Below are 13,935 nucleotides of genomic sequence, written 5' to 3'. Positions count from 1 at the left end.
ACAGGCTGGTTTCTTTTTATGTTTGATGGGGCTTAATATTGGTGACGCCAAAGACATTGCCATCAACATCTTCAAAGCTAAAACCGCCTAAGTCTGGGTCAGCTAATATTTGAATATTCGATACGGTCACTTCATTCTCGCTTAAATACTGGTGAAAGTTTTTTAAATCCTTCACAAATAGATCAATCATACTATGCCGAACTCCTGTAAAAGAGTTCATAAAGTAGATTCGTTTCTCGTGTTTTGTTTTGACGAGATAAAAAGAAGGTCCCTCGCCATGAGTAAAAGTGAGCATGGCGGCTTCTTCTGATTGATGTAGAACGATCATCTCTAAAATCTGTTCATACCAAGAGATAGCCCGGGGGATATCAGTCACAGGAATTTCAATAGTAGCAATTTGTTGAATGGTCAATGGCTTCACTCCTTTTTCTATATTCGTCTTGCCGCTTGCTGAAGTGGATCCCATACACTGTTAAAAGGAGGGGCATAGCTAATATCTAAATCTTCAAGGTCTGTCACAGTCAGCCCTTGATAAAGAGCAGTTGCCATGACATCAATTCGTTTATCAACACCTTCTTTACCGATGATTTGTGCGCCAAGCAAGGTGTGATCATCGCTTCTGTAAATCAGTTTCACTTTTATTTTCTCTGGATCTGGGTAATATCCAGCGTGGTCAGTGCTGTCGATGGTGATGGTGGAGAAAGGAAGGCCCGCGTCTTTTGCTTCTTTCTCTGATAAACCCGTTCGCCCTGCTGTCACGTCCATAAATTTCATCACCGCTGTGCCGGTTACGCCGTGAAACGCACGGTTTGTTCCTGTCATATGAAAACCTGCGATTCTTCCTTGTTTATTTGCTGTCGTGCCGAGCGGAATATAGTCCAGTTCCTTTTTGATACGGTGGTAGGTCGCTGCGCAGTCACCAGCCGCATAGATATCTTGTACATTCGTCTGCATGTATTCATTCACAACAACTGCACCATTTTGAAGTCGCTGAATTCCTGTGCTGTCTAAAAAGGATGTTTGCGGAGTGACGCCAACGGCAATGATGGCCATATCTGTTTCAATGGTCTGTTTGTCTGTTTGAACAGCTGTTACATGTGTTTTGCCCTTTAACTTTTGCACTGCTTCACCAAGTACTACTTGAATGCTTTGATTGTCCGCTTCTTCTTTCAGATATTTTGCCATATCGGGATCAAAGCCTGGGCCAAGTGTTGCACCCCGCTGAATGATATGAACGTCTTTGCCTAGCCCTTTTAAATTTTCTGCCATTTCTAAGCCGATATATCCTCCGCCGATGATCGTGATATGTGTGACGTCTTTTTTTAGATTGTCTAAAATAGACAGCGCATGCGGGATTGTTTTTAATACGTGGACACCTTCTAATGAATGACTGTCTAGATCAAGTGTGACGGGGCTTGCTCCTGTCGCAATTAACAGACGGTCATACGTTTCTGTAAAGGGCTCTTTTGTTTTAGAATGAATACCCGATACTGTTTTTTGCTCCGGGTCAATTGAGGTCACTTCGTGTAAGCATCTGGCATCAATTCCGTATTTGTCACGAAAAGTGTCAGCGCTACGTGCGATGAGTTTTCTGTGATGATCAATGAGACCGCCGATCAAGTAGGGGAGCCCGCACTGTCCATATGAGAAAATCTCTCCTTTTTCAAAAGCTACAATTTGTGCGTCTGGATCCTCTCTATATATTTGCATAGCGCAGCTCATTCCTGCTGCATCTCCGCCAATCATCACATATTTCATTTGGTGTGCTCCCTTCTATCTATCAAACTGAATACTCTTATTTACCCTCATTTTCCTTTATTTAATGCTTTTTTTTCGCAAAAGAAGCAAACTTTCGTTGAAAAATAAAGACAGCGCCTTCATTTTAAGCTACAATCGGATTATCGTCTTTTTGGTTATGAGTTTAGTTTAGATTGGTGGGAAAGACTTTGGGTGACGAACGACTAGATTTTAATACACTATATACACGCCATACGAGAGAGGCATGGGCCGCTCTTGGAGAATATATGCCGGTATCTGTTTCAGAAGAAGAAGTGAGAGCACTTCAAGGATTAAACGACTACTTATCGCTAGAAGAAGTGCGAGATATTTACATACCGCTTATTCGGTTTCTGACATTACATGTCTTTGCAGAAAAACAAAAAAATCAGCATGTCAATGCTTTTTTAAACTACCCGCATCATGCGAAAATCCCTTTTTTAATTGGGATTGCAGGAAGTGTGGCCGTCGGAAAAAGCACGACAGCACGTATTATTGAAACACTTTTATCAAGGCTTGGAGATGGGCTGAAGGTGAGTCTCGTAACAACGGACGGCTTTTTGTATCCTCAAAAAGAGTTAAAAGATCGGGGGCTGATGGAAAAGAAAGGCTTCCCGGAAAGCTATGATGTTAAAGCGCTACTTTCGTTTTTAAATGAATTAAAATCAGGGAAACAAACTGTGCATGCACCTGTATATTCACATCTGACCTATGACCGTCTTGAAGGGGTGTATGAAACAGTAGAAGATGCAGATATTGTCATCATTGAAGGGATCAATGTGTTGCAATCACCGGCACTGGATGATCTGAAGGATGAGCCGCGCGTGTTTGTATCAGATTACTTCGATTTTTCGATTTATGTAGATGCCGCTGAGACGCAAATTCAATGCTGGTATAAAGAACGGTTCCGTTTGCTGCGGGAAACAGCCTTCCAAGACCCTGAATCCTTCTTTCATCAATACAAAGATTTGACGGATGAAGAAGCAGATCAGATGGCAAGCACGATTTGGAATACAGTGAACCGGCCTAATTTATATGAAAATATTTTGCCGACAAAATATAGAGCCGATTTGATTTTAAAAAAAGGCGATCAGCATAAGGTGGAAGAGATCGCCATCCGCAGGGTATAAAGAAAACCGCTCAATTGAGAGCGGTTTTTTTAATGACCTCCACTTACTTTCACAGCCACGGCAGCCGCTGTTCGTTTTTTTAGGCGATAGTATCCGATGAGTAAAAACGGAACGCCTGCAGCGGTGACAATCGCCAAGACTGAAAAAATAGAAAGGGGATGGGCTGCGCCAAATAAGTCAATACACAATCCTCCGACAAACGGTCCGACGACGCTACCGAGCTGAGAAAACCCCATTGCGCCGAAGTATGATCCTTTCACTTCAGGTTTTGCAATATTGTCTACAAACAGATCCATCATCGCAAAGAGCAGCACTTCACCAATCGTAAACACGACAATGATGAAAGCAAGCGTACCGAGACTTTGTGAAAAAGCAATGGCAAACAAACTGCCTGCTAGAAGCACGTTCCCAGTCGTTAATGACAAAATCGTTGAATAGCGCTTAGCGATCATAATCAGCGGGTACTGAACGACAATGACAACCACTGCGTTTAAGGATAAAAGATACCCAAACAGTTTAGGGCCATCCTCAATCATAGGGGATGCCGATAAATATTGAGGCAGTGTTGAGCTTAGGTGTGAATAGCCAAATGAACATAAAGTAACGCCAATGAGGATGATGCTAAAGACCGTATCTTTCTGAATAATGGAAAGAGCTTTTTTGACGCCGATTTGTTTGGTGCTTTCTGGAGCAGCCACTGGATGCTTTTGAAATTGCCATGCCAGCGTTAACCCGTACAACAAGTAAATGAGGGCAGCGACGAGAAATGGAAAAGTCGTTTTTGATGATCCGAGATATAAGCCAAGCAGCGGGCCGAAAATGACACCAATATTAATGGCCGTATACCGTAAGTTAAAGACAAACAACCGAATGCTCGATGGGGTGACATCGGATAAGAGTGCTTTAGACGTTGGTTCAAACAGCGCCCGGCACAGTCCATTTAAAGCATTCATAAAAAAGAAGACCCAAATGGCATCTGCAAATGCGAAGCCAACAAAGACAAGTGTCCAGCCAAAGATGGATAAAAGCATGACCTTTTTTCTGCCGATTCGGTCGGAAACATAGCCGCCGTAAAAACTCGCAACAATCCCAATAAGAGAGCTGACGGCAATGATCAATCCAGCTGAAGAGGCTGAGGCGCCTTTGACTTGTGTCAAATAAACGGCTAAAAAGGGAATGCTCATGGATGTCGCCATTCGGCCAAATATCGTGCCGATGATGATCGTCCAACTAAGTGGATGTAAAGTGCGTAAGTTATTTTTCATGCTGTGTCTCCCCTGAGTTTGTAAGATGTTCCAATCATACATGAAAAATTGTGCAAATTAAATACACAATTTGATGGAGGAGTCATCCGTCAAATGACAGAGAAGCTTGAACCGTTCCGTTCATTCGAAGAGCATATGCCTCGTTTTCAAGGTTTTAAGCCTTGATGGGTCATAATTTTTTCAGAAAAACGAAGCGTGTTTTTCAATGATCATGTTTTCGTTTTGCGAAAATCAATTGAGATCGATGGCAATAATTTGATGTAAGGAAAGGTTTAGAACATCTTCGTCATTCACGATTTTCATTTGGCGTGTTTCATAATGAATGGCTTTCACCCAGCCCCAAAACTGTGCTTTCATGCCTGATGAGACATATGTCACGCAAATCGCTTGATCCTCGGTAATCGACTGTGTGATCAAAACATTCATTTCCTCTAGTTGATCGGAGCTGAGCGGTAGAGGTGTATATTCTTTTTTCTTTCGTTTTTGAGCAAGTAGTTGCTCTCTGTGCTCTGGTAGCATCATTCGGCTTGATTCCCACATGATGTTGTATCCAGGTGTTAATTTATTGGGATTCATGCTTGTTCGCCTCCGTTATTTGTAATGCCCGCCAATTTTTTCGGCGCGGTGATATGCCTGCCCTGCGCTTGTCAGTGACGAAGCATGCAATAATGCCGCAGGTCCATATTTCAGATGGATTTCATCAAATACTTTGCTGAGTTGATCTTTCTTCAAATGATGATCAAATAAAGTCAGCTGATAGTGGCTGTCAGGCTGCAGCTGTGAGAGGGTAATGCCTACACTGCGAATGGGCTGGCCATCCCAGTGCTGCTGGCATAGCTGAATCGCTGCCTCTGCAATATCTGAGCCATACTGTGTCGGTGAATGAAGCTTCATTTGTCGATGAAAGCCTGTTGGATGTGAAAAATCAGCCCCTCTTACACCAACAGACACCGTTTGACCGAGATAATGCTTAAAACGTGCCCGCCTAGCGACTTCCTCACTCAATTCAAGAAGAGCGACTTTGATCTCCTCAAAAGATGCGTAATCACGGGGAAGGGTCATATGATGCCCAACGGCTTTTTGTTGATCATGTGTGTGAATAGTGACTGGGGAGGGATCGTGTCCTAAAGCTGTTCGCTGCAGAAGCTCACCATTGATTCCCCAGCGTTTTTTTAATCGGTCTAACGGATAAGTAGCAAGTGTGCCAATAGTACTGATGCCCATTCGTTTCAAATGATGCTCCATTCGTTTGCCGACGCCAAATAATTTTCCGATTGGAAGCGGCCATAAATCAGCAGCAACCCGGTCTGCACTCAGTTCATAGATGCCGGATGTGTTTTTTTTGGCAAAATGGTCACAGGCCATTTTAGCGAGCACTTTATTAGGGCCGATGCCCACACGTGCGTAAATGCCAGTCTGATTCATAATCGTTGTTTGTATATGTTGAGCGATCTCATGTGGAGAGCCGAATAGTGTAAGACTGCCTGTAATATCAAGAAACTGTTCATCAATGGAATATGGCTCGACAAGGTCTGTGTATTGTTCAAGCAGTTCTGTAATCATGACCGAAACATCGAGATAGCGCTGCATACGTGGACGTACAACCACTGCTTCAGGACATTTCTCCTGTGCTTCCCATAACCTTGATGCATTTTGTACGCCACGTTTCTTCGCGAGAGGGCAGGCTGCCAGGACGACTCCGCTTCTTCGTTCTGGATCTCCAGAGACAATGAGCGGCACATTCTCCAAATGAGGCGCCTCCACCTTCTCAACTGATGCATAAAATGACTGCATATCCACAAGCAGAATGGCTCGTTCATTCATTGTACTTCACCTCTTAGAACGTATGTTCTGTATCTATTGTAAACAACATGAGGTGAAATTCATACTGGTAAATCATTCAAAAGCTGTCCATACAAAAAAGACGAAGTGGTGAACACTTCGTCTCGTCTGCTGCAACGATTGTTAGGCATGTGCCATGTTGTGGAATGTTTGGAGCGGTTCAGAACGCAGACGATAAGCCATCAGCTTTTTCTTTGGCTTATGTGTAAACTGCCGAACCACATCCACATGGTCATCATAATGGAACAGATAAAGGGTGACATCATGTTTCCCATGCTTTGTTTGCATAGTAAGCGGCGCTGGCCCTTCATTCGGATGAAGAAAGCGTTCTTCATCACCAGGGTAAATATAATAGCGTTCAATAAAGATCGCATCATTAAAATGTTGAATGATTTCAGATGCTCGCTGCTCATCAAGCGAACGACCTTGAAAAGTAATATTTGTTTGCTCACTTGTTACTTTAGCATGTACGGCGTAGCGGCTAAAAAGGCGCTCAACAACACCAGAAGGCAAAGAGGTGACAAGCAGCTTTAAAAGACTAAACACAACAAGCGAAATAACAACCCAAACCAATCTCATCATCTCCAATAAACATTTGTACCATTTCCTATATGAACCATCTTAACATAACAAATGAATGAAACTTTCGCACAAAAAGTGAACTTTTTGAAATAAGTGTGAAGATTTAAAAGGAGATGACGGCTGAAAGACGAAGAACCAACAAGTGAATATGAAAAAAGACAGGCATACTGTCTTTACAACCATTTGATCAGACAGTAGACTATTGAAACAATCGCATTTTTGAGAAAAAACGAATCAAAGGAAAGCCAAAATGGAAAAAGGGGCGAGGCCATCATGATACGTCAAGTGAAACCGTCAGATTTTTACGCAGTCACATCCGTCATTCAAAGCTGGTGGGGAGGCAGAGATTTGCGTGCAAAATTGCCAAAGCTCTTTTTTGAACATTTCCAGCAAACAAGTTTTGTTGTCGTTGAAAAGGGAGAGCTGATCGGCTTTTTGGTTGGTTTTTTATCGCAATCTCATTCGGATGAAGCCTATATTCACTTTGTTGGCGTCCACCCAGATCACCGTAAATTAAAGATAGGTAAAATCCTCTATCAAGCTTTTTATGAAGCGGCTGAAAAGGAAGGAAGAACAACAATTAAAGCTGTCACAGCTCCTATCAATAAAGTCTCCATTGCTTACCATACAAAACTCGGGTTTCAGATAGAAAAGGGAGATAAAACAGTAGATGGCATCTCAGTCTTTTCAGATTACGATGGCATTCATGAAGACCGTGTGTTATTTGTGAAGAAGCTGGAGGCAATGAAATGATTGTTTATTTAGATCACACAATAAGTGATGTAGCAAAGCAGATTTTACATATTCAACTAGCTGCATACCAACAAGAAGCTGAACAAATTGGCTATGCTGATCTTCCGCCATTAAAAGAGACCATTCAAGATGTCATGAAAGCAAAAGAGCAATTTATTGGTTTTGAGCAACATGATCTCTTATTAGGTGTAGTCTCTTATGAAGAGCTGAAAGATTGTTTGATCATTAGTCGATTGGCTGTGCATCCAAAAGCGCTAAAGCAGGGTATTGGAACAAGACTTATGTCCACAATCATAGAGAAGAATGTTCCGATAGAACTGACCACAGGGCAGGAAAACACCCCTGCAAAAAGGCTATATGAAAAATTAGGGTTTTTTGAAACAAATGTCATTCATGTGGAAAAAGAGCTCACCCTATCAAAAATGAAATGGACACCGCGACGCAAGGTTGAGGTTGTCGAATTCAAAAACGAATGGCATGAAGAATTCCGTCAAGAAAAGCAGCGACTCAAGCAAATCATTCAAAAAAGCTGGATAGAAGGATACCATATAGGCAGCACGTCAGTTACAGGACTTGTTGCCAAACCAATTATAGATATATTAATAGAAGTAAGCGATATAGAAGAGATTGATAGAAAAAAAGAGAGATTTGAACACCTTGGATACGAAGCGCTCGGTGAAAATGGTATAAAAGGGAGACGCTTTTTTCAAAAGGGTGGCTTGAATCGTACGCATCATGTCCATGTGTATGAAAGAAATCATCCTGATGTGAAAAGACATTTATTGTTTCGAGATTACTTAAGAGTCCACCCAGAACGAGCTGAAGCGTATGCGTCTGTCAAGGAACAATTAGTAAAGCAGTATCCGGAAGATATACAAAGCTATATGGCGGGAAAGAATGAAATCATAAAAGAAATAGAAAATGAGGCATATCGCTGGGATAAAGAAGGAAGAGAGGAAGCTCTTAAATAAGCTGCCTCTTCATCTCGTTAATTAGGAAGTTGAACATTGCCTTTTACAATATAGGCCTGTGAAGCAGCAGTAGATGGAAGAGCGGGTAATTGATCCTTTACTATGACCCCGCGAATATCTGTGATTCGAACAGGAAGAGATGTAGACCCCATATGAAAGCCAAGGAAATGGTTGTAGTCTGTCTTTTCCATGTTCACCCATTGTCCATCTTTGTAATATTCCATTTTCATAACCGGATATTTATGATTGCGCACTTGAATCGCAGCCCACCACTCACTGCTACCTTCTTTTATTCTGTAAGCTACATTTCCGCTAATCGGTGCTTTTATAATTTTCCAACTAATTGGGATTTTCCCATCTTCCATATTGCCAATTTTGGCAAAGGCATTAGGAGAAAGATCAAGAGCTCCTTTTGCTCCTTCTGGATATTTATCGGTTACATACACAACGGTTTTTCCTTTTGGCCCCGTTACTTCAAGGTAAGCCCCTGCAAGTGCCGCATTTACCCCTTTATAGTTATAGTCATGGGGATTTAAAGCTGTAATTTTCATGTCAGAGGGAATAGGATCTAATAAAGCGGCGCCCCCTGAGTAACCAGATCCCGTATAAGTCGCATAGCTTTCTCGTACTTCATCAAGGATAGATGCCGCTTTCATGTTGGGCATAGTGAAACTCAACATCAATATCAACGCCCCGATAAAGCAGAGAGATAATCTTTTTTTCACGATCTAAAACCTCCTGTTTCTTCTTTTAAAATTGATAGCGTCATCAGTATAATTCTAAAAAACAGGATGCAGAAAGAGCCAATAGATAGATATAATCCTAGTGAGAAGAGCGTGTATTTCAAAGAGTATGACTTTCGGATTTAGTCGTGTGTCATGTTTTATGGTGTTTTATGTGTTACAATGTAAGCATCAATTTAAAAAGGATGTTCGCCATGTATATTCACATCACAGAACTGGCTAAAACGTATATAGAAAAACAGCAAACAGGAAACGGAACGAAGGAATTACTGCTTCGCTACGATTCAGAAGGTTGTGGCTGTGCAGTGAGTGGCGTACCGATGCTTTGGTTAACAAGTGAAAGAACAGGTGAATGGGAACCACTTAAAAATAGCCAACATTTAAAACTATATATACACACAGCACAAAAGGTGTTTTTTGACGAGGAAATGACGATTGATTTTAATGAAAAAGCCAATACACTTATGTTGAAAAGTCCTCAACAAATACTCAGCCCGAGAATGGGTATACTTGTAAAGTAAGGTGGAAACGTAGTGGATCAAAAGCTGAAAGTGATACAAAATACGGCACAAAATAAAACGTGGGTGTCGTTTTTAAATAATAATCATCCATATAGCCTTTTGCACTGGTCAATCGGTGGAATGGATTCAGTAAAAAAGGACGTCTGGCTTCTCCAAGATGAAGTCACATTTGAAACGGAAGAATTTCCAACGCTTGAATTAGCAGTCAGTTGGATAAAAGAGAATATGGAACACGTAACAGATGTGTTATAAGCCCTTTGCTGAAGAGGGCTTTTTTTGTGCCATCATCATCTCATCAAACAGGAGAACTGTCTAATTTGAAAAATGAGATTTTTCAACGATAAAAAGTCATTTTTAACAAACATTTAGACAAAATGAGAAAAATAGAAAGAGAAAAATAGAGACTGTAAATGCCGAAAAATCGGCAATGAAAGCGGTTATTGCGGGATACCGAAAACTTTACGAAAAACGACATTTCATATTTCTTCCATTCGAGGAAATATGATAGAATACAACATGTATCGTACATGAGGAGGGAGGTGCTAAGGTGAATTGAAGCTCAAGCTGTCATCGCCTCAGGTTGGAATCAAAATAAACGAATGGTATAGGCAGATTTGCGGATTTCATGTCATGAAAGCAGAGAAGCTAAAGGCCGAGATCGAGCAGGAAATCCTTGAGATGGAGCAAGATCAGAACTTGCTGCTTTTTTACCAGCTGATGGATTTTCGACATAAGGTCATGCTTGAATATTTTGAACCGGCAAAAAAAGCCTCGAATGATGAGGAGATTAAGAAGCTTCTAGAAACAATTGAACATTCGCAGAACAAATTAACAGATATGCTTGAATATTATGTTCATTTTTTTACAGGGATGTTTGAATTTGAACAGAGAAACTATTTGAGCGCCATTGCTTATTACCGTTCCGCAGAAAAAAAGCTCAATCTCATATCAGATGATATAGAAAGAGCAGAATTTTATTTTAAATTAGCAGAAATATACTACCACATGAAACAAACCCACTTTTCGATGCACTATGCTTTGCAAGCGTTAGATACGTACTCTGCCTACAGAACGTACACGCTGAGAATCATCCACTGTGAATTTGTCATCGGTGCAAACTATGATGATTTGAAATGCTATGAACATGCATTGCCCTACTTTAAAAATGCTCTAAAGCGAGCACGCTCAATTGGAAACCCTCGAGTCATAGGTTCGGCCCTTTTCAACTTAGGTAACTGCTATTACCAAATGAACGATCTTGCTACAGCAAGTCGCTATCTCAAAGACTCTCTTGAAGTGTTTGAAAAGGAGAATTTAACCCATCTGAATCGCTCTCTAGACCCACTATTTATGCTGACCCAAATCCTGTTTAAACAAAAACAAATAGAAGAGTCGTTAACCCTCTATCAACAAGGTATTATGAAAGCCTGTGAATTAGAAGATGAAATTTACATCTGCAAGTTTCAGTTTTTAAAAGCATTATACGTTGATGCAGAAATAAAAATCATAGACGATACATTAGATTTGTTGGAGGACAAGCGTTTATACCCAGATATTGAGGAACTGGCACTTGATGCGGCTCATTATTATAATGAGCTTGGATTATTTGAAGTTTCTACCCGGTATTACGAAAGGAAAATTCAAGCCATATCAAAAATTCAAAATGGAGGTCATTTATATGAAAATGAGTTTGATAGTTCTTTTATTGGCAGCAACTGCAGGGTTATCGGTCATGAGTCAGCAGCAATCGGAAGAGAGCCATATGGAGCTGGCGGGCAGACACCATACAACAGTGGTGACTATCGTATAAGTTAGCAAAAAGAGGAGACGAACGGCTGTTCATTCTCCTCTTTCATTTTGATTGAATTGAAATGCTTCCAGAAATGCTTCGACCTCTTGTTCATAGACTTCCTTATTGTCACTATAAGACATCGCATGCGCACCATGTTGCGCAATAAATAGCCGTTTATCACCTTTTTTGCGTGCGTATAACTGCTCGCTTTGCTCACAAGGGATATAGTCATCATGGAGGCTATGAATAAAAAGGATAGGTTCTTTCACCTGATCGATGACATCAAGTGGAGAAACTTGCCGAATGCTGTATCCGTCCCGCCATTTCAACACTTGATCACTTAGTGGAAGAATCCACTGTCCTGAAAGACGAAAATCTGTTTTTAATCGATACAGAAGCTGATCCTCAAAGGAAGCAAAAGGACAATCAGCGATGTAAAAATTGGCGTTTGCATCCGGTTTTGCAGCATATAATAAAGTTGTGACTGCGCCCATCGATTCTCCGTGTATCCCAATGATTGCTTTTTCCCCAAGCCTTTTTCTCAGCCACTTGACGACTTGAGCCAAATCTTCTTTTTCATAATATCCATAGCTCGTTGTTTTTCCGCCGCTCATCCCATGTCTTCTATGATCATAAAGCAGTACATTCCATCCAAGCTTTTGGAATAATTTCATATACTTCACGGAATTGATCAAACTGACTGTAACCCCGTGACAAAGAACGATGGTACGTGTTGTATGAGGGATCGGTACAAAATAGCCATGAAGATCATAACCAAATGCTGAAGGAATACAAACTTTCTCTTTTTGCAGCTGTTGAAACTCCTCGTGATGATAGTGCCCTTCATCTGATTCTCGTTTGATGAGCTCTTCATCCGTTAATTTTCGTATATACATCATTTTATTGGTAAAAAAAATGCCGATTGCAGCGAGTGGAAATAATACCAAGGCGAGTATAGCGAGCCATTTCTTCTTCAAGCTGATTCTTCCTTTCCGAAGGGTTTCTATGAAGATCATACCACATGTTGGGAGTTTGGCGTGACTCTTGCTGAGCAAATAAAACGGATGATACACTAAAGCAAAAGGAGAGAGGCAAAGTGAAAAAGACCAATCAAGATCAAGCAAAGCTAAAGGACGGCATAAAGGATGATGTGAAACAGCAGCTCCTTCAAATGAAGCAGAATCTGGCCGCCGAGACAGAAAAAAGAGAAGAACAAAAACGACAAGACCTCCTTCGGCAACAGAAAGAAAAAGAAAAAAATAAAAGCTTCTCAGAGCTGCTAGATGAAAGTCATTTAGACTGGAGAAAGTATAAAAGTTAAAAAAGGGAGCTATGGTGCTCCCTTTTTTATGTTATATCATTGAGATGAATACATACTACATGAGCTGAGAGAAAACACGTCTGACTCCCTCGTATCACTTCATTTCAGAATCGCACCAATAGGGTTGTACATTAAAACAAAACATAAGTGGCAAGCTGTTCTTCCATTTGTCTTTTATTGATTCAAACGATGCGTCTCATACACAGACTGTTTTGTGAAATATGACAAAGCTTTAACTTCTTGGTCGCTTAATGAACGTGCATTTGCCGCTGCCACATTTTCTTTTAACTGTTTCACCGAGCTTGCGCCAAAAACAACAGAGCTGACTGCAGAATGCTTGAGCAAGTATTGAATGGACAGCTCTGTCAGTGATAGGTCATAAGCGACTTTCTTTAACGAAGGAATGATTTGCTGGAGCTCTTCAAATGAATATTCAAGATACCCGTTCTTTTGAATCGCCGCACTTGCTTGCGAAAGGGGTTTTTCAGTTAATAATCCTTTTGCTAAAGGACCTCTTGCCACGACACTAATGCTTTGTTCTTCAAGAAGAGAGAACCATTCTTCTGGGCGACGATCGAGTAAACTATATTGCATCATCACGCTCACGATATTTGATTTTTTGGCGTATTCTTTAATGACATTCGGACGGATCGACGATATGCCGTAATAGCGAATGACACCTTCTTCAACCAATTCTTCAAATGCCTCGATGGTTTCGTCAATTGGATCGTCAATTGTGCCGCCATGCAATTGATATAAATCAATATAATCTGTTTGAAGTCGTTTCAGGCTTTGTTTCACTGCCTCTTTTATATATGCTTTTGAAGGATCCCAGTCCCAGCCAGGTTTGCCTTTTTCAAAGCGGTTGCCGCCTTTAGTGGCCAAAATCAAATCTTGGCGTCTGTTCTTAATGGCTTCCCCGACGATTTCCTCATTTGTTCCAAAATCATATAAATCAGCTGTATCCAAATAGTTAATCCCAAGATCAATGGCTTCATCTAATAAAGAGAGCGCTTTTTCTTTTTCAGTCCCAAGGGACATACATCCTAGTGCCGCCTCACTAACCAAGAGATCAGAGGTGCCAATTCGTCTTTTTTTCAATTCAATCACACTCCTATCCTTTCACATTAAGTGAAACAATTCTGGAATTCAAGCTAGGTGATTTCAAAAGGCGCATTGAAGCAGGCATCCGCATTTTGGCTTCTCTTAAAACATCTATGTTAAAATGAATGAAGTAAA

The 13,935-nt window shown here is 40.9% G+C and carries 16 protein-coding genes; 7 read left to right on the top strand and 9 right to left on the bottom strand.

Going from position 1 to position 13,935, the window contains the following annotated elements; translation table 11 throughout:
* Positions 1 to 16: 16 nt before the first annotated feature.
* Both NSQ17_RS11080 and NSQ17_RS11075 read right to left on the bottom strand, forming a co-directional pair.
* Positions 17 to 421 (bottom strand): VOC family protein, encoded by a 405-nt coding sequence (locus NSQ17_RS11080; RefSeq protein ID WP_342467434.1) that lies wholly within the window; start codon positions 419 to 421, stop codon positions 17 to 19.
* An 8-nt stretch (positions 422 to 429) separates the two neighbouring features.
* Positions 430 to 1,758, bottom strand: coding sequence for a CoA-disulfide reductase (locus NSQ17_RS11075; RefSeq protein ID WP_342467433.1), 1,329 nt, complete (start codon positions 1,756 to 1,758; stop codon positions 430 to 432).
* A 188-nt stretch (positions 1,759 to 1,946) separates the two neighbouring features.
* Here NSQ17_RS11075 and coaA point away from each other — a divergent pair, with 188 nt between their 5' ends.
* Positions 1,947 to 2,906: a type I pantothenate kinase gene (gene coaA, locus NSQ17_RS11070; RefSeq protein ID WP_008342294.1), complete on the top strand. Its 960-nt coding sequence runs from the start codon at positions 1,947 to 1,949 to the stop codon at positions 2,904 to 2,906.
* Positions 2,907 to 2,935: 29 nt separating this feature from the next.
* Here coaA and NSQ17_RS11065 read toward each other — a convergent pair whose 3' ends face one another.
* From NSQ17_RS11065 to NSQ17_RS11050, 4 genes are all read right to left on the bottom strand, one after another.
* Positions 2,936 to 4,171 carry an MFS transporter gene (locus tag NSQ17_RS11065; RefSeq protein WP_008343828.1) on the bottom strand — a complete coding sequence of 412 codons (1,236 nt, stop codon included), beginning with the start codon at positions 4,169 to 4,171 and terminating at the stop codon, positions 2,936 to 2,938.
* A gap of 231 nt (positions 4,172 to 4,402) precedes the next feature.
* Entirely contained in the window at positions 4,403 to 4,747 is a 345-nt protein-coding gene (locus NSQ17_RS11060) for a YolD-like family protein (RefSeq protein ID WP_017367544.1), read from the bottom strand.
* 15 nt (positions 4,748 to 4,762) lie between these two features.
* Entirely contained in the window at positions 4,763 to 5,995 is a 1,233-nt protein-coding gene (locus NSQ17_RS11055) for a DNA polymerase IV (RefSeq protein ID WP_024718949.1), read from the bottom strand.
* 141 nt (positions 5,996 to 6,136) lie between these two features.
* Entirely contained in the window at positions 6,137 to 6,586 is a 450-nt protein-coding gene (locus NSQ17_RS11050) for a YfmQ family protein (protein ID WP_024718948.1), read from the bottom strand.
* Positions 6,587 to 6,868: 282 nt separating this feature from the next.
* Between NSQ17_RS11050 and NSQ17_RS11045 the strand changes: the two genes are divergently transcribed.
* Both NSQ17_RS11045 and NSQ17_RS11040 read left to right on the top strand, forming a co-directional pair.
* Positions 6,869 to 7,348: a GNAT family N-acetyltransferase gene (locus NSQ17_RS11045; RefSeq protein ID WP_007501073.1), complete on the top strand. Its 480-nt coding sequence runs from the start codon at positions 6,869 to 6,871 to the stop codon at positions 7,346 to 7,348.
* A complete protein-coding gene (locus tag NSQ17_RS11040) occupies positions 7,345 to 8,319 on the top strand; it encodes a GNAT family N-acetyltransferase (RefSeq protein WP_342467432.1) in 975 nt (324 codons plus the stop codon). Before NSQ17_RS11045 ends, NSQ17_RS11040 begins: the two co-directional genes overlap by 4 nt.
* A gap of 17 nt (positions 8,320 to 8,336) precedes the next feature.
* On the opposite strand, the gene NSQ17_RS11035 is transcribed toward NSQ17_RS11040, so the two are convergent.
* A complete protein-coding gene (locus tag NSQ17_RS11035) occupies positions 8,337 to 9,044 on the bottom strand; it encodes an expansin EXLX1 family cellulose-binding protein (protein ID WP_282745233.1) in 708 nt (235 codons plus the stop codon).
* 212 nt (positions 9,045 to 9,256) lie between these two features.
* Between NSQ17_RS11035 and NSQ17_RS11030 the strand changes: the two genes are divergently transcribed.
* The 3 genes from NSQ17_RS11030 (at position 9,257) to NSQ17_RS11020 (ending at position 11,398) form a co-directional block, all read left to right on the top strand.
* Positions 9,257 to 9,583, top strand: coding sequence for an iron-sulfur cluster biosynthesis family protein (locus NSQ17_RS11030; protein WP_039165847.1), 327 nt, complete (start codon positions 9,257 to 9,259; stop codon positions 9,581 to 9,583).
* Positions 9,584 to 9,595: 12 nt separating this feature from the next.
* Positions 9,596 to 9,835: a YqkC family protein gene (locus NSQ17_RS11025; RefSeq protein WP_008343836.1), complete on the top strand. Its 240-nt coding sequence runs from the start codon at positions 9,596 to 9,598 to the stop codon at positions 9,833 to 9,835.
* 300 nt (positions 9,836 to 10,135) lie between these two features.
* A complete protein-coding gene (locus NSQ17_RS11020; RefSeq protein WP_025207573.1) occupies positions 10,136 to 11,398 on the top strand; it encodes a tetratricopeptide repeat protein in 1,263 nt (420 codons plus the stop codon).
* Between the two features lie 24 nt (positions 11,399 to 11,422).
* Here NSQ17_RS11020 and NSQ17_RS11015 read toward each other — a convergent pair whose 3' ends face one another.
* Complete coding sequence (locus NSQ17_RS11015; RefSeq protein WP_268431868.1) at positions 11,423 to 12,352, bottom strand: alpha/beta fold hydrolase; 930 nt, start codon at positions 12,350 to 12,352, stop codon at positions 11,423 to 11,425.
* 119 nt (positions 12,353 to 12,471) lie between these two features.
* On the opposite strand from NSQ17_RS11015, the gene NSQ17_RS11010 reads away from it, so the two are divergent.
* On the top strand, positions 12,472 to 12,696 hold the full coding sequence (locus NSQ17_RS11010) for a YqkE family protein (protein WP_008343840.1): 225 nt from the start codon (positions 12,472 to 12,474) through the stop codon (positions 12,694 to 12,696).
* Positions 12,697 to 12,870: 174 nt separating this feature from the next.
* On the opposite strand, the gene NSQ17_RS11005 is transcribed toward NSQ17_RS11010, so the two are convergent.
* Complete coding sequence (locus tag NSQ17_RS11005; protein WP_008343842.1) at positions 12,871 to 13,797, bottom strand: aldo/keto reductase; 927 nt, start codon at positions 13,795 to 13,797, stop codon at positions 12,871 to 12,873.
* Positions 13,798 to 13,935: the final 138 nt, after the last annotated feature.

This window comes from Bacillus sp. FSL W8-0629 (assembly GCF_038593225.1).
GTDB classification, from domain to species: Bacteria; Bacillota; Bacilli; order Bacillales; family Bacillaceae; genus Bacillus; species Bacillus altitudinis.
This window is presented reverse-complemented; position numbering and strand designations above follow the sequence as displayed.